Raw genomic sequence first — 19,074 nt, 5'->3', positions numbered from 1 at the left:
AGGCGATAAGTTGTCAACAGGCTCGACAACAAGAAACGGGCCTATGGAGGAGCTCATGAACAAACAGGCGGGGTCATCAACCGGTGACGGCACGGTCGGCAAGGCGCTGGAAGTGCTGGACAAGGTAGCGGCTGTCGGCCGGCCCGTGCGTTTTTCCGAACTCCTGTCCGAAAGCACCCATCCCAAGGCGACGCTGTACCGGTTGCTGCAGACGCTGGTGAGCCAGGGCATGCTGGCTTACGACGAGCGCCAGCAGACCTATTCGCTGGGTATTCGCCTGGTTCGGCTGGCGCATGCGGCCTGGCGGCAAAGCTCCATCGCGCCGATTGCGCGTCCCTTCATCAATGCCTTGTCGGAAGCGGTCGGCGAAACCGTGCACCTGGCGCAGCTCGACAGCGGGCAGGTGCTTTATGTCGACAAGCGCAATCCGACCAACGCCATCGACATGTTTTCCCAGGCGGGCAAGGTCGGACCGGCCTATTGCACCGGGGTCGGCAAGGCCCTGATGGCTTTTCTGGAGCCGGCGGAACTCGATCACGTCTTGAAGAAGCAGTCGTTCTATCGATACACCCCGGCAACGCTGGCCAGCGAGGCCGAATTGCGAGCCGATCTGGAAAAGATCCGCGAAGAGGGCCTGTCCTACGACCGTGAGGAACACGAGCCGGGCATCATCTGCATTGCAGCGCCGATCCTGTCGTCCAAGGGGCGGCCGGTCGGGGCGCTTTCCGTTACCACGTCCACGCAGCGCAAGAGCCTGGAACAGCTTCTGGAGGCGCGGCCCGCGCTGCTGGATGCGGCTTCGAAGATCGCGGCGGCAGTCGAGGACTGGCAGTTCCCTGCCTAACAAGAATCCCAAGGGAGAGAGAATTACATGTCTGGCGTCACACTGACAAAAGCCGTCAAGAAATATGGCGATCTGGAAGTGATCCACGGAGTGGACCTTCAGATCCAGGATGGCGAATTCTGCGTTTTTGTCGGTCCGTCCGGCTGTGGCAAATCCACGCTCCTGCGCATGATCGCCGGGTTGGAGGAAACGACCGACGGCAGGATCGAGATTGGTGGCCGGGACGTGACCAGGTCGGACCCGGCCGAGCGGGGCGTGGCCATGGTGTTCCAGACCTATGCGCTTTACCCGCATATGACGGTTGAAGAGAACATGGGCTTTGGCCTGAAGATGAACGGTCATCCCAAGGCCGAGATCCAGACCAAGGTTGCCGAAGCTAGCCGCATCCTGAAGCTCGATCCCTATCTGAAACGCAAGCCGAAGGCGCTTTCCGGTGGGCAGCGCCAGCGCGTCGCCATCGGCCGGGCCATTGTGCGCGGACCGGAAGTGTTCCTGTTCGATGAGCCGCTTTCCAACCTGGATGCGGAACTGCGTGTCGACATGCGCGTTGAAATCGCCCGCCTGCACAAGGATATCGGCGCGACGATGATCTACGTGACTCACGATCAGGTCGAAGCGATGACGCTGGCCGACAAGATCGTGGTGCTGCGCGGCGGCATTATCGAGCAGGTCGGCTCGCCGATGCAGCTCTATTCCGATCCGGACAACAGGTTTGTCGCCGGTTTCATCGGTTCCCCCAGTATGAATTTCGTTGAAGGGATCGCCGGAGACGGCGCTGTCAGCATTGCTGCGTTCGGCGGCGTTTCTGTACCGACCTCGGTCGCGCTGCCCGCCAAGGGCGAGAAGGTGTTGGTCGGTCTGCGCCCGCAGCATCTTAAAGTCTCGCCTGCACAGGAAGGGGCGAAGGTCGATCTGTGCGAGCAGCTTGGCGGTGTCGCCTATTCCTATCTCATCTGCCCGACGGGCGAGCGTGTGATCGTGGAAACCAAGGGCGAGGATGCGCCTGTTTCTGATGGCACTGTCGCGATCGACTTCGATCCAGCTACGGCGCTGTTCTTCGATGCGAAGACGGAACAGCGGCTGCGGTAGTCTCGCCGAGCCCGTCAGCCCAGGCGGGAACCGCCTTCCGCACGTCATTCCGGACAAGTGAGGCAAAGCCGAACGTCGATCCGGAATCCAGCTATCAGTCGCGCCTTTGGCGCGTCTTCTCGTTCGAAAAAGAGTTCGCTCTCGTTCACCCTTTACCGGCAGATCCCCGAACGAGGGTGAAGAACGCAACCCCCTCCGATTGTCGTCCCGGCCAAGCGCAGCGCGAGCCGGGATCCAGGACACCTGGGCAGCTCATATCGCGCAATGATGTGCCGATGAGGAGTCCTGGCTCTCCGCTTTCGCGGAGATGACATCTGTGTTGGCGTCTGCGACCTCGGGAGTGCTTGGTTGTCGCTGGAAGCCGGATTGCGCCGGCAATTGCGAACAAGCTTATTCACTCATGCCGTGGTGCAAGGCTTCTGATCTGCGGGCCGCTTTCGCAGTATTGGTCTAGTGGGCGTTGGGCTGATCTTAGGCAAATTTCGCGGCTCTCCTGTCAGGGCCGATCTTTTCCTTCTGTCATCATAATACCTCAGACAGCCTTTATCAGATGACTGCCACGCGTCGCGCCACCGCTCGCGGTCCTGCGCCATCGCGTTCCGGCACAAGTTACACTCACCGATGACCAGCCCGGAGAGGCGGCTGATCTGGACACGTATCTTGCCTTGACATGAATACTGATTCATGTGTCATATATTCCAGCGTCAGGCGATGATGTTGCCCTGTGGAGGCCGTGGGAGCGGCTTTGCAGGTTTTCCGGCCTTTCGCGCAACGGGAGGAGAATTCATGACGAAACGCGTTTTCCGCTGGGCCGTGCCGCTTCTGGCTGGCATCAGCGTGGCGGCTGCCGGGATTGCCGGCGCCCAGGCCGACGATATCAAGATCGCCCATGTCTACGGCAAGACCGGTGCCCTGGAGGCTTATGCGAAACAGTCGCATACCGGCCTGATGATGGGCCTCGAATATGCCACCGACGGCACCATGGAAATCGACGGCCGCAAGATCGTGGTCATCGAGAAGGACACACAGCTGAAGCCGGATATCGGCAAGGCTGCGCTGGCGGAAGCCTATGGTGACGATGAAGTCGATATCGCTGTCGGCCCCGTCTCCTCCGGCGTTGCGCTGGCCATGCTGCCGGTCGCCGAAGAATACGAGAAGGTGCTTCTGGTGGAGCCGGCGGTGGCCGACAGCATCACCGGTGAGAACTGGAACCGCTACATTTTCCGCACCGCGCGCAACTCGTCCCAGGACGCGATTTCCAACGCTGTCGCACTTGGTCAGGAAGGTGTTTCCATCGCGACGCTGGCGCAGGACTATGCCTTCGGCCGTGATGGCGTCGCCGCCTTCAAGGAAGCGCTGGAAGGCACCGGTGCCAAGCTGGTGTTCGAGGAATATGCTCCGACCGATACCAAGGATTTCACCGCCAACGCACAGCGCGTCTTTGATGCCCTGAAGGACGAGCCGGGCCGCAAGTTCCTGTTCGTGATCTGGGCCGGTGGCGGCAATCCGATCAGCAAGATCAAGGCAATGGAGCCGGAGCGCTTCGGTGTCGAGATTGCCACGGGCGGTAACATCCTGGCGGCTATGGCGGCCTACAAGGAACTGCCGGGCATGGAAGGCGCGACCTACTATTACTACGAGATCCCGAAGAACCCGGTGAACGACTGGCTGGTGGCAGAGCACCAGAAGCGCTTCGACGCGCCGCCGGACTTCTTCACCGCGGGCGGCATGTCGGCCGGCATTGCGATTGTGGAGGCGATCCGCGAGGCAGGTTCCACGGAGACCGAAGACCTGATCACGGCCATGGAAGGCATGGAGTTCGAAACGCCGAAGGGCAAGATGATGTTCCGGGCGGAAGATCACCAGGCTCTCCAGTCCATGTATCACTTCAAGATCAAGGTCGACCCGGATGTCGAATGGGGCATCCCGGAACTGGTGCGCGAGTTGAAAATCGAGGACATGAACATCCCGGTGCGCAACCAGTAAGTAATCAGGACGCGGTGGAGCCTTCAGCTTCGCCTGCGTGGCCCCAAGACCAAAAATTGCCCGGCCGACGTGAAATCCGTCCGGCCGGGCACCCATCCGATACAGTTTTCGCGACATATCAAGCCTGGGAACGCGCATCGTGGCCAAGGAACACCCGATTCTGGAAACGAGAGACCTGACCATCCGCTTCGGCGGGCATGTGGCGGTCGATCACGTTTCCTGCGCCTTCGAGCGCGGTACCCTGACGGCGATCGTCGGGCCGAATGGTGCGGGCAAGACCACCTATTTCAACCTGATCTCCGGCCAGTTGAGCGCAACCTCCGGGGCGGTGCTGCTCAACGGCGAAACCATCACCAGACTGTCGGTGCCCGAGCGTACCGACCGGGGTATCGGCCGGGCGTTTCAGCTGACCAATCTGTTCCCGACGTTGAGCGTGCGCGAAAATGTGCGTCTGGTGGCGCAGGCGAAGGCGCGCAAGGGGTTCGATCTCTTCACCGTTGCCGAAAGCCATGTGGAACTTCTGGAGCGGGCAGACCATGTGCTGTCGGAAGTGAGGCTGATCGATCAGGCTGACCAGACCGTGTCCGTCCTGCCTCACGGCGACCAGCGCAAGCTTGAAGTGGCGCTGCTGATCGCCCTTGGCCCGCAGGTGCTGATGTTTGACGAGCCGACCGCCGGCATGAGCGTCGACGAGGTGCCGGTGATCCTGGAGCTGATCCAGAAACTGAAGAGCGACATGGATCGCACGATCCTGCTGGTGGAACACAAGATGGATGTCATCCGCACCCTGGCCGACCGCATCATCGTTCTGCACAACGGGGCGCTTGTGGCCGACGGAGAGCCATCTGAAGTGATTGCCCTGCCGATCGTGCAGGAGGCCTATCTCGGCAAGGCACCAGCTTCCTCCGGGGAGGTTGCGTGATGGCGGAAAACCTGCTCACCCTTTCCGGGGTGCACACCCACATCGGCCCTTATCACATCCTGCAGGGTGTGGAGCTCGCGGTGCCGGAAGGCGGCGTGACCGTTCTGCTTGGTCGCAACGGCGCGGGCAAGACCACCACCTTGCGGACGATCATGGGGCTTTGGACGGCGAGCCAGGGCGATATCCGCTTCGGCGATCATGTCATAACCAGATTGTCGACACCCGAGATTTCCCGCAGGGGAATTGCCTTCGTGCCGGAAGACATGGGTATCTTCACCGATCTGACGGTTGCCGAAAACATGCTCCTGGCCGCCGCCAACGGGCCGATGGACCAGAAGCGCCTAGCCTGGATCAAGGAGCTGTTTCCGCCGATCGGCAGCTTCTGGAATTCTTCCGCGGGAACGCTGTCCGGTGGTCAGAAGCAGATGCTGTCCGTTGCGCGCGCGATCATCGAGCCGCGCCGGCTGATCCTGATCGACGAGCCGACGAAAGGCCTCGCACCGGCGATCATCAAGGCAATGATCGATGCACTGAAGGAACTGAAGGAAACCGACACCACCATCCTGCTGGTGGAACAGAATTTCGCCATGGCATCGAGCATCGGCGACACGGTCGCGGTGATGGATGATGGTCACATCATTCATTCCGGCCGCATGGACGAACTGGTGGCGGATGTCGCCTTGCAGGAAAAACTCATGGGACTGAGCCTGGAGGCGCATCAATGAGCGAAACGGCGATCAAACCGCGGATCGAGGAGATCCCGCTGAAAGAACAGCTTGCCCAGAAGCTGCCGGTGCTGCTGGTGCCGGTGCTGGCCGCCGTCGGTCTCATTGCCATCGGCAATCCGGCAAGCTGGCTGACGTTGACGGTGGCCGGGCTCGCCATGGGCATGATGATCTTCATCATGGCGTCGGGATTGACGGTGGTCTTCGGGCTGATGGACGTGATCAACTTCGGCCACGGCGCCTTTGTCGCCGTCGGTGCCTTTGTCGGCTTCACGGTGCTGGCCTGGCTGGCCGGCTGGACGGCTTCGCCAAGCGTCTTCATGAACCTCTCCGCCGTGTTGATCGCGATCCTTGCGGCCATGCTCGTCACCGGCCTGCTCGGTCTTGCCTTCGAGCGGGTGATCGTGATGCCGGTCTACGGCGAACACCTGAAGCAGATCCTTGTCACCATGGGCGGGCTGATCGTTGCCCAGCAGATGATCTATGTGGTCTGGGGGCCGGACGAGCTGCACATGTCCCGGCCGGAAGCCTTGCAGGGATCACTGGTGATCGGCGAAGCGGCCATCGAGAAATACCGTCTGGTGGCGGTCGGCATTGGCCTCGCGCTGTTCATCGGCATGCGCCATATCCTGAAGAACACCAAGATCGGTCTGCTGGTGCGCGCCGGGGTGGAGAACGGCGAGATGGTGGAAGCGCTCGGCTATCGCATCCGCCGACTGTTCCTGATCGTGTTCATGACAGGGTCGGCGCTGGCCGGGCTCGGGGGCGTCATGTGGGGCCTCTATCAGGAAACGATTACCGCACACATGGGCTCGGAGATCATGGTGCTGGTGTTCATCGTGGTGATCATCGGCGGTCTCGGCTCGGTCGAGGGTTGTTTCATCGGCGCCATGCTGGTGGGACTGCTTGCCAACTACACCGCGTTTCTGGCGCCGAAGGTGGCGCTGATCTCGACCATCGCGCTGATGGTCGTGGTGCTGATGTGGCGGCCGCAGGGCCTTTATCCGGTCGTCAAGGCGAAGTAGGGACGGGACAAGATCATGCTGACCAGACTTCTTTCCGGTGACACGCCGCGCAGTGGCCTTCTGACCGCGCTGCTGCTGATCGTGCTGATCTCGCTCGCCTTTGCACCGTTTCTCTTTCCGGGCACCAAGTCGCTGGAAACGGCCGCGCGGATCTGCATCTTCATCGTGCTGGTGGCAAGCTACGACCTGCTGCTCGGATATGCGGGTATCGTTTCCTTCGCCCACACCATGTTCTTCGGCATCGGCGCCTATGGGACCGCGCTTGCCCTGTCGACCACCGGGCCGAACTATGGCTCGCTGATCTGGGGAACGGCGGCGGGCGCCGGGGTTGCGGCCCTGTTCGCACTGGCCATCGGGCTGTTCTCGCTGCGGGTGAAGGCGATCTTCTTCGCCATGGTGACGCTGGCAGTGGCAAGCGCCTTTGCCGTTCTGGTATCGCAGATGTCCTGGTTGACGGGTGGTGAAGACGGGCTGAATTACAAGATCCCGCGCGAGCTGACGCCGGCCTTCAAGCTTATCAAGGCGAAGGTCTTCGACGTCAGCATCAACGGCAAGATCCTGGCCTATTACCTGGTGTTCTTTGCCGCCGCCATCCTGTTTCTGGTCATGCTGCGCATCGTCAATTCGCCCTTCGGCCGCACGCTGAAGGCGGTGCGCGATAATGCCTTTCGGGCGGAGGCGATCGGCTACCGCGTGGTCTGGTATCGCACCACGGCCACCGTTCTGTCGGCCGTCATGGCGGCGCTTGCGGGCTCTCTCCTGGCCATCTGGCTGCGTTACACCGGCCCGGCAACAACGCTCTCCATGGAGATCATGATCGACATTCTGCTGATGGTCGTGATAGGGGGCATGGGCACGCTCTACGGGGCCGTGCTCGGGGCGACCCTGTTCATTCTGGCGCAGACCTATCTGCAGAACCTGATGGGCGTTGCTGCAGAAGCAACCAGCGCGGTGCCGGTGTTTTCGACGCTGGTGGCGCCGGAACGCTGGCTGTTGTGGCTGGGTGTTCTCTTCATTCTGTCGATCTATTTCTTCCCGACGGGCATTGTCGGACGGCTACGGGCAGGGCGTGCGTGAGCGGGAATATGCTGCATATCCGCGACGAGGGAACGGGCAGACCGCTGGTGCTGATCCACGGCTGGTCCTGTCCGGGCCGTTTCTTCGACGGTCAGATCGATGCGCTCAAGGCGGACGCCCGCTGTATCGTTCCGGATCTGCCGGGACATGGCAAAACGGCTGGCCGGCTGCCCTTGACCATCGAGGCGGCTGCCGATGCGGTTCATGCCGCCCTGGCCGAGCGCGACCTGACCGATGCAATCCTCTGCGGTTGGTCGATGGGTGCGCTGGTGTCTTATGCAATGATCGAGCGCCACGGCGCAGACCGGATTTCAGAGTTCGTTGCCATCGACATGACACCGAAGGTTCTCAACGATCCCGACTGGCAGAACGGGACGCTGAACGGCCTCAATGCAGACCTCAACAGTCATTTCCTGAATGCCATTGTGGCGGACTGGGCCAAACTGCCGGCCCGGATCGCCAGACGCCTGTTCGCGGAAGGCCTGCCGGTGCCGGAGGGCGCCGCAGAGCTCGCCCGCACCGAAATCGCGGGCGCCGATCCCGTGCTTTTGAAGCCGATGTGGGCATCGCTGACCGCACAGGATTTCCGCCCGCTTCTGAAAGCCTTTCCCGTGCCGTTTCATCTGGTGGCCGGGCTGCGCAGCCAGCTTTATGGCCAAGGTGTGCATCGCTGGCACGCGGACAATGTTCCGGATTTCCATTTCCATGGCTTCGAAGCGTCAGGCCATGCGCCGCACATGGAAGAGCCGGAGACGTTCAACAGCCTGCTGCGGAGCCTGGTGAAGGGCTGAGGCGAACAAACTGGCTTTTTGGGGCGGTCTCGTCGCCGATTTCATGGGTGTCACACCGGACAAGCGCAGCGCAGATCCGGGGCCTACTCGCAGGGCCACTTGCACAAGCAGGCAAGATTTCCTGAAGAAGATCCGCCCGCTCCAATTCTCCGGTCTGCCCTCTGGAAACGAGTAGGCCCCGGGTCTCGCGATGCTCGCCCGGGGATGGCCATCGTGCTGGTTTTCTCGTCAGTGTCCGCCGCCCAATTTCGCCTTCACGAACTCGACAATCCGGTCCAGCAGACTAAGCACCAGGAAGACGGCGAGCAGGCCGATGAAGAAGCGGAGGTCGCGCAGCAAGGTGCCGGGGGCGAGTTCTTGTACGCCGGTGTTGGCGTAGGTCCATACGGCCCAGGCGATCCCGGCGAGGAGGGACGTCATCACCAGCGAGATCAGGATGGTTTGCCAGAGGGGCTTTTGTGGCTGTTCGCTCATTTCAGCACCCTTGCGGTCAGAAGGTCAGCCTTGAACACCATCAGGTCGTCCAGTTTTTCGACCTCGCCTTCGACTTCGATGTAGAGCGCCAGCAGCGGATCGATGGCCTCGCCGAGAAGCTGGCCGTCCTTGCCGGCCATGAGAAAGAAGGTGCGTCCCTCGACCGGTCCGGACGAGACGAAGACCGGCGGAATGCCGCCGGTGAGGCAGAGGTCTGCGCAGGCCTTGTGCGCGAGGCCACGACCGGGGCGCATCGCGCCCGCATAACACTTGCCGTCACAGATCTCGCCGGTCAGTTTCCAGCGGCCGAGCGAGACGGGTTCGGAGGGGGTGAAGCCGGACGGATCGCCCGTTGCAGGTTCCACCTGTCCCACCTGGATCATCGTCAGGTCACCCCGGTTCACGGGCACTCCGCGCAAGGTCACCGGCGTCTCGCGATTGGCTTCCGTCTGTTCGAAGACACCCCGCTTGCCCTGGCCTGCCAGCATGTAGGTGCGGGCAGGGGCGTCACCATTAGCCGGAATGCGGAACACCGGGTAGGGCCGGAGTTCAAGCAGTCCCGTTTGCTCGAACCGGTTGCCCCATTGAAACGCACCATTGCCTGGGTCGTTCTGAGTGGAGGACAGGGCAAAGGCTGCAAGGCCCAGTCCAGCAACAAAGCAGAGGGAGAAAACCCCGAGAAAGGCGACCAGCGGCTTCGGCACCTTGTTGAGGTAACCGACGAAAAACGGCGCAGACTTGGTTTGTTTCCAGCTCATGACGCACCTCCGATCACGACCGGCTCGACATAGGTTCCAGGCGGCAGGGCGTTGGGATCGAGAAGGACCGTGGAGCCGACCAGCTTCAGCTTGTAGGTGGCGATCTTCTCGGTGAAGGGCGCGGGCGCACGGCCATCGGCCAGATTGTACTGATACCCGTGCCAGGGGCAGGTGATGCAGCCCCACAGCACCTTGCCCTCGCCAAGCGGGCCGTTCTGGTGGGCGCAGACGTTGGTGACCGCCGACAGCTTGCCGTCGTACCTGAAGATGGCGACACGCTCCTCTTCGCTCAGGGTCACGACCTTGGCGCAGTTGTCGTCGATCTCATCCACCTCTCCGGCAACGACCCAGCCGGCTTCTTCCAGCGAGGCCTTTGCCGTGGCATGACCCTTTTCCCGATTGGCCTCCAGGCGCCCGCTTGCAAAGTGCAGACCGGAGACCAGGACAACGCTTGCCGCAACCATGCTGGTGAAGATGGGATCGGACGGTCCCTGCAGCGCGCCGAGTGCGACATGCAGCACCACGAAAGCATAGGCAGCATAGATGAACATGTGCAGCGCCTTCCAGATCGGCGCTCCCAGAAAGCTCAGCCAGAAATCGTGGCTGGTGGCGGCCAGTACGAAGAGGATCAGCAGCGCAGCGATGCCGAAGGCCTCGAAGGGAAAGCCGAGCACCTGCCCGTAGCTTGTGTTGGAGGACAGCAGCGCGACATAGCTGTCGGTCGGGGAGAAGTTGAAATACCAGCCAAGCACATAGTTGGCGTGGACAGCGGCGATGCCGGCGGTCATCACGCCGAAATGGCGGCGGTTGTAAAGCAGCGGCAGAAAGCGCCGGTCGAGCCGTGCCAGCGGCCCGATGCACAGGATCACCGTGAGCATCAGGAAGGCACAGCTTCCGAAAGCGCGCATCCTCAGGATGGCTCCGTCGATCGGCCGGGTGACATCCTCGTAGAACGGCCCGACCCGAATGAAGATGTAAAGATAAAGCGCAACGGCAATCAGCAGGATGGCGTCATAGACCATCTTGTTGCGGTTCCAGATCACCGGTGTGTATTGCACGCTCATTGGCTTGCCTCCCCGGAGCTGCCCGCCGGAGCTTCGATCAGCACAGCCGGCCTGTCCGTCGGAGGTGACTGGCGCATGGCCAGAAGTGCGAACAAGACCAGCGGCAGGAGCAGCCCAAGGACAGTCCAGATACGGGCATGAGCCTTGCGATGTGCCCGTTTCACCGGCCGGCCTCCCCATGCTTTTCAAGCATGTACCAGCGATAGAGCACCAGCGGCCAGATCAGGCAGATACCGGGAATGAGCAAGGGCCGGAAGACATGAGACCCGCGTGCGGATGGCTCCACCCGGTCGATGCCGATGACAAGAAAGAGTGCCGCGACCAGCCCGCCGGCCATGAGATAGTATTTGCCGATATCGATCAGAATGGCTGCTGTTTGCACGTGGACCCCCGCCAGGTCTGGATGTGATTGGTGTCAGCTTAGCTCAATAAGAAACATTGCCAACGGGTTCTTCATTTCTTCCGGTGCGCGTTGGCCTCTCCTCTAACCCCGTCATTTAAGGGCTCGACCCTGCAATCCATGCCGGTTCCGTGCCTTGAGCAAGGTCGGTCATGTCGAACCGCAATGGCATGGATCCCATGGTCGAGCCGTGGGATGACGGAGGAGGAGAGGGGGTGATGCTGGAGTATCCATGCCGCCTTCGCAGGGATGACAAGTCTCATCGCGAAACCCCATCAAACCAGATCCGCGTCGGTGATGATTTCCACCAGCGACGGGCCGTTGTGGGCGATGGCTGCCGCGAGGGCGTCTTTCAGATCGGCAGCCTCCGTCACCCTGTGACCGTGACCACCGCAGAGGCGTGCAAAGGCGGCGAAGGACGGGTTGGTGAGGTTCGTTTCCCAGACCGGCCATTCGCCCGAGCGCTGCTCCTTGGAGATCTTGCCGAGCTCGGAATTGTTCAAAAGGATATGGGTTATATCCATTCCGTATTTGACGGCGGTGGTGAACTCCATGGCGTATTGGCCGAAGCCGCCGTCACCGGAAATCGAGATCACCTTGCGGCCGCGGAATTCCTCGAAGTCCTGGGTCGCGCTCCAGGCGCCGAGGGCTGCCGGCAGACTGAAGCCGATGGAGCCGAGATAGCCGGACATCAGGATGCGTTGTCCGCAAGGCTCAAAATACCGCCCGAAGGAATAGGTGTTGTTGCCGACGTCGACCGGGATGATCGCGTCAGGAGGGCACAGTTCGCTCAACGCCTTGAAAACGGCCGCCGAGTGAATGCCCCTGCCGCTGTCCTCGGAAAGGCGATGTTCCTTTTCCGCGCGCCAGATTGTCCAGCGTTCTACAAGTTCACTCGTCTGGTCAGGGGCATCTGCCGGTTTCAGCACCTGATCGACAATCGCCTCGCAGAAGGTGCCGATCTCGCCCCAAACGGGCAAGGTCACGGGATGAAACTTGCCGAGCTGCATGCGCTCGAAATCGACCTGGATGATGGTCTTGTAGGGGGCAATGCCGGTGTGGTTGGCAAAGGACGATCCGAGCGAGACGATCAGGTCCGCCTCGTTCATGAACCAGCTTGCAATGGGCGTTCCGGAGCGGCCCAGAACACCGGCCGCCAGTGGATGCGTGTCGGGGATAAGCCCCTTGCCCTTGAAGGTGGTCAGCACCGGCGCGCCGATCTTCTCGGCAAGCGCGATGACCTTGTCGCGGACATCCTTGGCGCCATAACCAAGCACGATCACCGGGCGTTTCGACGTATTGATCATCTCGATGGCTCTGGCAAGGTCCTCACCCGAGGGCGTGACGGCGGTTCCGCCGAGGCGGCCTTCTGGGTGGCCCGCTTCCCTGCTGCTCGGGTTGGTCTGGACATCGTCCGGAAAAATCAGGTTGGCAACGTCCCGCTCTACCAGGGCAGTCTTCAGGGCCAGCGACATCAGCTCGGCATGGTTGGAGGTGCTGAGCACCGGCTGGGAAAACTTCGAGACGGCTTCGAACGCGGATTTGAGATCAATGTCCTGAAAGGCCCCCGGGCCGAACACCTGGGTCTGAACCTGGCCGGTGAGGGCCAGCACCGGTGACCGGTCGACCTTGGCGTCCCAGAGGCCGGTCAGAAGATTGGTCGCGCCGGGTCCGGCAATGGTGAGGCAGGCCGCCGGTTTGCCTGTCAGCTTGCCATAGGCGGAGGCGGCGAAGGCGGCGGCGCCTTCGTGGCGAATGCCGACATAGCCCAATGTGCCCTTGTCGACCTGACGACGGATGGCATCGGCAAGGCCGAGGTTGGAATGGCCGACCATCCCGAAGACACGCTTGACGCCCCAGTTGACCATGGTTTCGGCCATGACGTCTGTCACCGTGCGTTCGTGAGGCGGCTCCGGTTCCAGTCCGATGAAGATCTCGTCGCCGTCGATCCTGAGCGGATAGAGTGTCTGGCCACTGTCCTCGTGGCCGCCGGGTGGAGTGCCCGTCAGCGGATCGAAATCCCAGCCGTGCCAGGGGCAGCGGATCCAGCACTTGCCGTCCGATCCCTTTTCGATGGAGCCTTCACCGAGCGGGCCGCGTTGATGCGGGCAGTGATTGTCCATTGCCGCCCACTGGCCGTCAAAATGGGACAGGCAGATCGAGGTCGTGCGGGCCGTGACTGTTTTCACCCGGCCTTCGGGCAGGTCTTTGACGTTGCCTACCCTGATCCAGTCGAGGTCCTGAGCGTCCATTGGTCTTCCTCCCTCAAAATGCCGATCGATTACGCGATGCCGCCATAGGCAACGCCGGAGAGCTCCGTCATTTCACGTTTCCAGGTGGTCAGGTCCTCCGAGGTAAACTGGTTCAGGTGCGAATGACCGCAGGCCCTTGCCATCACCTGCATCAGTTCAACCGAGGCTTCGAAGAAGTTGGTCAGCTGGCGGGCGGATTTCTCGATTTCCAGCCGATTGACCAGATGCGGTTTCTGGGTGGCGATCCCGACCGGGCAATTGTTGGTGTGGCAGGCCCGCATGGCGATGCAGCCGATGGCCTGCATGGCCGAATTGGAAAGCGCCACGGCATCGGCGCCCAGGGCCAGGGCCTTGATGAAATCGGCCGGTTTGCGCAGGCCGCCGGTGATGATCAGCGTGACATCCGGCCGTCTCGAAGCGTCGAGGTGCCGCCGGGCGCGGGCAAGCGCGGGAATGGTCGGAACGGAGATGTTGTCCCGGAAGATGATCGGCGCAGCTCCGGTGCCGCCGCCGCGGCCGTCAAGGATGATGTAGTCGACACCCACTTCCAGCGCCGCGTCTATATCCTTTTCGATGTGCTGGGCTGACAGCTTGTAGCCGATGGGGATGCCGCCGGTGCGGGTGCGGACCTCGTCGGCGAAATCCTTTATCTGGGAGCGCTCTGTCCAGTCGGGAAAACGCGGCGGCGAGATCGCGTCCTCGCCTTCCTTGAGGCCACGTACCTCGGCAATCTTGCCCTTGACCTTGGCACCGGGCAGATGGCCGCCGGTGCCGGTCTTCGCGCCTTGACCGCCCTTGAAGTGGAAAGCCTGAACCTTGTCGAGTTTGTCCCAGGCAAAGCCGAAACGGGCGGAGGCAAGTTCATAGAAATATCTGGAATTTGCCTGTTGTTCTTCCGGCAACATGCCGCCTTCGCCGGAGCAGATGCCGGTGCCGGCAAGGTCCGCGCCTCTGGCAAGGGCGATCTTGGCCGGCTCCGACAGGGCACCGAAGCTCATGTCGGAGACAAGCAGCGGAATTTTCAGCTTCAGCGGCTTTTGTGCGTTCGGCCCCACCACCACGTCGGTGCCGACCGGCTCGTCCTCCAGCAGCGGAAATTTCTGCAATTGAGCTGTCAGGAGCTGGATGTCGTCCCAGTCGGGCAACTGGTTGCGCGGCACCCCCATGGCGTCGACACGGCCATGATGACCCGTCTTGCTGAGGCCGTCGCGGGCGTATTGCTGTATCAGGCCATTGTAGGGTTCTTCCTCGGTGCCATGGCTGGTGTCGGCATAAAGGCCAAGGTAGCTTTCGCGGTTGAATGGCTGCGGGTGTTCCTTTGCCCAGGCCGCGACCTCGTCCGCGTCGACCAGGATATCGTCCTCTTCCACCCAGCTCTTGAATTTCGGCAGGGCCTCCGAGTCGTTGTACTCGGAGACGCCGCTGTCGAGCCGGTAATCCCAGTAATGAACGCCGCAGATGAGGTTGTTGCCGCTGACATAACCATCGGACATGAGCGCGCCGCGATGCAGGCAGCGGCCGTAGAAGACGGAGATGTCGTCGTCGAAGCGGACAACCACCAGGTCGACATCGGCGACGAGGGCGTATTGCGGTTTTCTGTCCGGCAATTCGCTGAGTTTGGCAACAACCTGTTTTGTCATGTCTTCCCCCGGCTACTGGCGTTTCGCGCCTTGACTATTGGATTGATCTCACTTCGCTTCGGCGGTCACCTCCGGCCTCATGGGTGGCATGGCCTTGAGTTCCGCCGCACCGTCCTGGCCGGACATGTGAGCGGCGTACCACCTTGCAAAAGGCACAGCCGTGACGCCGTGCAGGACCGCGCTGATCCAGACGGCGTTGACGGCAAGGTTCAGCAACTGCTGGCCGATTTCGTGATCGATCTGGTCGACGATAAGCAGCGCGAACAGGGCGGTTGCCAGCCCGCGCGGGCCGAACCAGCCGAAAAAGAGCTTGGTCAGCGGAGCCGCATCGGTGCCGGCGAGAGACAGCCAGACCGCCAGCGGCCGCACGATGAAGAGGCTGACCAGGATGAGAGCCAGGCTGCCGGCATCAAGGTGCGCGATGGCCTCGGGCAACAGGGCAAGGCCGATCAGGAAGAACGCCCCCCAGGAAAGCATCTGGCCTTCGCTTTCAGTGAATTCGTAAATGAAGGCGCATTGGCCCTTTATGACATTGCCGAAGAACAGCCCTGCGACAAACGCTGAAATGAAGCCGTTGCCGCCGATTTCATCCGCAGCCAGATAAGCGCCGCCGGCCATGGCGATGGCGCCGATACCTTCGATGGTGTCGGTGGTCATGCCTCGGCGTTTGGCTGTCAGAAACAGCACGCCTCCAGCTGCGCCGAGGGCCGCACCGGCCAGGGGGCCGAGGACCAGTTGTTTGGCGCCGAACATCAGCCAGTCGGTCGCGCCCGGCTGCATCATTTCCCCCGCAAGGCTCGCGAACAGCAAAATGGCAGGCAGAGCCAGGCCGTCATTGAGGCCGCTTTCCAGCGTCAGGGCCCGGCGCACCCGCTCCGGCACTGCCTTGTTGGTGATGACTGCCTGGCCGAGAGCGGCATCGGTCGGTGCAAGAAGCGCAGCGGCAAGAGCCGCGACAATAAGTGGTTCGCCACGCAGAAACGGCATTGCGGCAAGTGTGCCGATAACGATGGCCAATGGCAGACCAAGGGCGAGCATCCGCAGGGGCCATTGGTGGCGCTGGCGCAAGGCATGAAGGTTGATCTGTGCAGCATCCAGAAACAGAAGGACGATGAGAGCCATTTCGGCAACGATGTGCAGCAGGCGTTCCGCATCGGTCCCGGGCATCAGCCCGGTCTGCGCCATCAGGTAACCGAACCCGATGAAGAGGATCGGCGCCGTCAGTATGCCGTTCGACAATGTCCTGGCCAGCAGCGTGTAGCTGACCGTAAACAGCGCCAGAAGCAACAGGCCGGTTGTCATGAAACGATTTTCCCCTCGGACGCTGTGACGTTAGGACAGCGCAGGCTGCCGTCTCAAATCATAATGCGATGACGCGGTTGTGTGACAGCCGTGATTTGTCACGGGCGAAAGTGCAGTTGGAAGGGGCCGGGAAAAGCCCGTGTGAGGGTTACTGCAAGGCCGCTGACTGTTTCAGGATGTGCTGTGCGTCAGAGGGCTTCGCGGCAATTTCCAGGATCAGTTTCTTGCGAACGGCTTCGGCGAAGGTTTCGGGACTGTCGGCGGTCACGACAAAGGCGGCCGGTCCGCCGATGATGCTCTGATAGAACCGTTCTTCCAGGTCGTAGGCTATCGGCCGGCCGGAACAGTGACGGCACAGAACCGCCAGGCCGTTGATCACAATTCCGGAGGAAACCACGATATCCCGGGCTTCGGGTATGGTCGGGCCGTTCCAGTTGTTGGCGCTGTCGGCGGAGAGGTCTATCACCCTGCGCAGGCCCGCATAGGCATTGCCGTCGATCAGTTCCTTGCCTTTCAGAAGCGCTGCGCCGATGGCGTTGCGACCATAGGCGCGGCGTGGGGCTGCCATCAGTTGCGTCGCAAAATGCTGGGCGCTCTCCGGTCCGTCGATGATCGTCCAGTCGACGACAACGTCCTGTGACAGCATGTCCGCCCATTCGACATAGGTGACGACGATCTTGCCGTAGATATTGCTGGAAATGGCATTCAGCACTGACGGATCCGTGATCGCATCGGCATATCCCTTGCGCTGGAAGCGGATTTCCTCGTCATCGATGGACCCGGTCGCATCGGCCAGGAGCACCAGTTCCAGGTCGAGCTCTTCCGAATAGGCCGGCGGGATCAGGAACAGGCACCAGACAACAACAGCAAGGATTATCCGCATCGCAATCATCTCCCCGAAACAAAGACCCTCAAGGGTAGCTAGGGCAGGGGCGCGAAAAAGGCAGGGTGAATGATGGTCGTGTCGCGTAGTTTGTCGTTGTTTTCACGTGTCATTATGCGGCTTGCCCCACTCGTATTCGGGGAAGCCCTCGCCACAGAATATTTGCACTCAAGCACTGGCAACTTGTCATCCCTGCGCAGGCAGGGATCCAGTAACTCACTGAGTTTGCGTTTTTCGTCTCATACCACACGGCGTACTTGGTCCCGGTCTTGCTGTTGACGCAACAAACCGGGACGACAAATCATGAAGGTTCGATCCTGAAGTCCATGCTAATGCGCTTTATCGTTCACAGGAACTGCAACAGCTTGGAACTCGTGCTCAAGTCACGGGATAACCACGGTTGAAAACGGTCAAAGAAAAACCCGCCTTCCATCCGAAAGCGGGTTTTGCCTGATCTGTTTGAAACCTGAACTTACGCGACAGCCCGGGCCAAAGCGCACTGCGACCACAGGTCGTTGATCGCGTTGGCGAGATGTTCGATGTCCTCGGCCGTGTGCAGCGGGGTCGGGGTGAAGCGCAGGCGCTCCGTGCCGACCGGGACCGTCGGATAGTTGATCGGCTGAACGTAGATGCCGTAGGTATCCAGAAGGATGTCGGAGATCCATTTGCACTTCTTGGCATCGCCCACCATCACCGGAACGATGTGGCTCGGGTTCTCCATGTGCGGAATGCCGCGCTTGTCGAGAGCGGCGCGCACCTGAGCGACCCGGTCCTTGTGCGCCTTGCGCTCGAAAGGGCTGTTCTTCAGGTGACGGATGGAGACGGCCGCGCCTGCTGCCAGTGCAGGCGGCAGAGCAGTGGTGAAGATGAAGCCGGACGCAAAGGAGCGGATGAAATCGACCACCGTCTTCGAACCGGTAATGTAACCGCCCATGACGCCGAAAGCCTTGCCGAGCGTACCTTCGATGATGGTCAGCCGGTCCATCAGGCCTTCGCGTTCGGCAACGCCGCCGCCGCGCGGGCCGTACATGCCGACGGCATGTACTTCGTCGAGGTAGGTCAGAGCGCCGAACTTGTCGGCAACGTCGCAGATTTCCTTGATCGGCGCGATGTCGCCATCCATGGAGTAGACGCTCTCGAATGCGACCAGCTTCGGCGCGTTCGGGTCGTCCGCCGCCATCTGGTGTTCCAGGTCTTCATAGTCGTTGTGCTTGAAGATGCGCTTTTCGCAGCGGGCATGACGGATGCCCTCGATCATGGACGCGTGGTTGAGCGAGTCCGAATAGACGATCATGCCCGGGACCTGGGAGGCGAGCGTACCCAACGCTGCCCAGTTGGAAACATAACCGGAAGTGAAGATCAGAGCAGCTTCCTTGCCGTGAAGGTCGGCCAGCTCGTTCTCCAGAATAACATGGTAGTGGTTGGTGCCGGAAATGTTGCGCGTTCCGCCTGCGCCTGCGCCGCATTTGGAGATCACGTCCTGCATCGTGGACACGACCTTTTCGTTCTGGCCCATGCCGAGATAGTCGTTGGAGCACCAGACGGTCACGTCCTGAACGGAACCATCCTCGCGGTAGCGGGTTGCGCGCGGAAAATCACCTGCCTGGCGTTCCAGATCTGCAAACACGCGGTAATTACCATTGTCATGCAGTTTGCCCAGGCGTTCTTCCAGATACGCGTTCACGTCCATTCTCAGGATCCTCTCATCGCGGGCACTTTGCCAGCGCCTCTCTCCTGCCCGCGCAACTCGCGTCCCGCGCGGCTAATTTGCTGTCTGGAGCCTTTCCGTCCGATTCCAGACTAGCAGCTAACTTATAGCCATTCAAAACTGCTTATCAAAGT

The 19,074-nt window shown here is 61.2% G+C and carries 18 protein-coding genes; 8 read left to right on the top strand and 10 right to left on the bottom strand.

Going from position 1 to position 19,074, the window contains the following annotated elements:
* The first annotated feature begins 55 nt into the window (after positions 1–55).
* The 8 genes from SIAM614_RS02835 to SIAM614_RS02800 all read left to right on the top strand — a co-directional run bounded on the left by SIAM614_RS02835 (position 56) and on the right by SIAM614_RS02800 (position 8,459).
* The gene (locus tag SIAM614_RS02835; protein ID WP_040438999.1) at positions 56–844 is read left to right on the top strand and encodes an IclR family transcriptional regulator; all 789 of its coding nucleotides are present in this window, start codon (positions 56–58) and stop codon (positions 842–844) included.
* Between the two features lie 27 nt (positions 845–871).
* Positions 872–1,933 (top strand): ABC transporter ATP-binding protein, encoded by a 1,062-nt coding sequence (locus SIAM614_RS02830; protein ID WP_006931920.1) that lies wholly within the window; start codon positions 872–874, stop codon positions 1,931–1,933.
* Positions 1,934–2,719: 786 nt separating this feature from the next.
* The gene (locus SIAM614_RS02825) at positions 2,720–3,919 is read left to right on the top strand and encodes a substrate-binding domain-containing protein (RefSeq protein ID WP_006931918.1); all 1,200 of its coding nucleotides are present in this window, start codon (positions 2,720–2,722) and stop codon (positions 3,917–3,919) included.
* A 139-nt stretch (positions 3,920–4,058) separates the two neighbouring features.
* Positions 4,059–4,841 (top strand): ABC transporter ATP-binding protein, encoded by a 783-nt coding sequence (locus tag SIAM614_RS02820; protein WP_006931916.1) that lies wholly within the window; start codon positions 4,059–4,061, stop codon positions 4,839–4,841.
* Complete coding sequence (locus tag SIAM614_RS02815) at positions 4,841–5,566, top strand: ABC transporter ATP-binding protein (RefSeq protein ID WP_006931914.1); 726 nt, start codon at positions 4,841–4,843, stop codon at positions 5,564–5,566. Before SIAM614_RS02820 ends, SIAM614_RS02815 begins: the two co-directional genes overlap by 1 nt.
* On the top strand, positions 5,563–6,591 hold the full coding sequence (locus SIAM614_RS02810; protein WP_006931913.1) for a branched-chain amino acid ABC transporter permease: 1,029 nt from the start codon (positions 5,563–5,565) through the stop codon (positions 6,589–6,591). The genes SIAM614_RS02815 and SIAM614_RS02810 overlap by 4 nt, the downstream gene beginning before the upstream one ends.
* A 15-nt stretch (positions 6,592–6,606) precedes the next feature.
* Positions 6,607–7,668, top strand: coding sequence for a branched-chain amino acid ABC transporter permease (locus SIAM614_RS02805; protein WP_006931911.1), 1,062 nt, complete (start codon positions 6,607–6,609; stop codon positions 7,666–7,668).
* An 8-nt stretch (positions 7,669–7,676) separates the two neighbouring features.
* Positions 7,677–8,459 (top strand): alpha/beta fold hydrolase, encoded by a 783-nt coding sequence (locus SIAM614_RS02800; RefSeq protein ID WP_006931909.1) that lies wholly within the window; start codon positions 7,677–7,679, stop codon positions 8,457–8,459.
* 228 nt (positions 8,460–8,687) lie between these two features.
* Here the strand turns inward: SIAM614_RS02800 and SIAM614_RS02795 are convergent, their stop codons facing one another.
* The 10 genes from SIAM614_RS02795 to hemA all read right to left on the bottom strand — a co-directional run bounded on the left by SIAM614_RS02795 (position 8,688) and on the right by hemA (position 18,922).
* Positions 8,688–8,933 carry a hypothetical protein gene (locus SIAM614_RS02795; RefSeq protein WP_006931908.1) on the bottom strand — a complete coding sequence of 82 codons (246 nt, stop codon included), beginning with the start codon at positions 8,931–8,933 and terminating at the stop codon, positions 8,688–8,690.
* On the bottom strand, positions 8,930–9,691 hold the full coding sequence (locus SIAM614_RS02790; protein WP_006931906.1) for a hypothetical protein: 762 nt from the start codon (positions 9,689–9,691) through the stop codon (positions 8,930–8,932). The genes SIAM614_RS02795 and SIAM614_RS02790 overlap by 4 nt, the downstream gene beginning before the upstream one ends.
* Positions 9,688–10,755: a Rieske 2Fe-2S domain-containing protein gene (locus SIAM614_RS02785; RefSeq protein ID WP_006931904.1), complete on the bottom strand. Its 1,068-nt coding sequence runs from the start codon at positions 10,753–10,755 to the stop codon at positions 9,688–9,690. The genes SIAM614_RS02790 and SIAM614_RS02785 overlap by 4 nt, the downstream gene beginning before the upstream one ends.
* The gene (locus SIAM614_RS32400; RefSeq protein ID WP_006931902.1) at positions 10,752–10,919 is read right to left on the bottom strand and encodes a hypothetical protein; all 168 of its coding nucleotides are present in this window, start codon (positions 10,917–10,919) and stop codon (positions 10,752–10,754) included. Before SIAM614_RS32400 ends, SIAM614_RS02785 begins: the two co-directional genes overlap by 4 nt.
* On the bottom strand, positions 10,916–11,137 hold the full coding sequence (locus tag SIAM614_RS02780; protein ID WP_006931900.1) for a hypothetical protein: 222 nt from the start codon (positions 11,135–11,137) through the stop codon (positions 10,916–10,918). Before SIAM614_RS02780 ends, SIAM614_RS32400 begins: the two co-directional genes overlap by 4 nt.
* 293 nt (positions 11,138–11,430) lie before the next feature.
* Complete coding sequence (locus SIAM614_RS02775; RefSeq protein WP_006931899.1) at positions 11,431–13,407, bottom strand: thiamine pyrophosphate-binding protein; 1,977 nt, start codon at positions 13,405–13,407, stop codon at positions 11,431–11,433.
* 29 nt (positions 13,408–13,436) lie between these two features.
* A complete protein-coding gene (locus SIAM614_RS02770) occupies positions 13,437–15,047 on the bottom strand; it encodes a glutamate synthase-related protein (RefSeq protein ID WP_006931897.1) in 1,611 nt (536 codons plus the stop codon).
* 48 nt (positions 15,048–15,095) lie between these two features.
* Positions 15,096–16,349: a cation:proton antiporter domain-containing protein gene (locus SIAM614_RS02765; protein WP_006931894.1), complete on the bottom strand. Its 1,254-nt coding sequence runs from the start codon at positions 16,347–16,349 to the stop codon at positions 15,096–15,098.
* A 148-nt stretch (positions 16,350–16,497) separates the two neighbouring features.
* The gene (locus SIAM614_RS02760; protein WP_208983879.1) at positions 16,498–17,232 is read right to left on the bottom strand and encodes a DUF1194 domain-containing protein; all 735 of its coding nucleotides are present in this window, start codon (positions 17,230–17,232) and stop codon (positions 16,498–16,500) included.
* A 472-nt stretch (positions 17,233–17,704) separates the two neighbouring features.
* Positions 17,705–18,922 carry a 5-aminolevulinate synthase gene (gene hemA, locus SIAM614_RS02755; RefSeq protein ID WP_006931889.1) on the bottom strand — a complete coding sequence of 406 codons (1,218 nt, stop codon included), beginning with the start codon at positions 18,920–18,922 and terminating at the stop codon, positions 17,705–17,707.
* Positions 18,923–19,074 lie beyond the last annotated feature (152 nt).

It is taken from the genome of Roseibium aggregatum IAM 12614, assembly GCF_000168975.1.
Classification (GTDB): Bacteria; Pseudomonadota; Alphaproteobacteria; order Rhizobiales; family Stappiaceae; genus Roseibium; species Roseibium aggregatum.
Note: the sequence above shows the minus strand (reverse complement) of the source record. Positions and strands in the feature narration are given on the sequence as shown.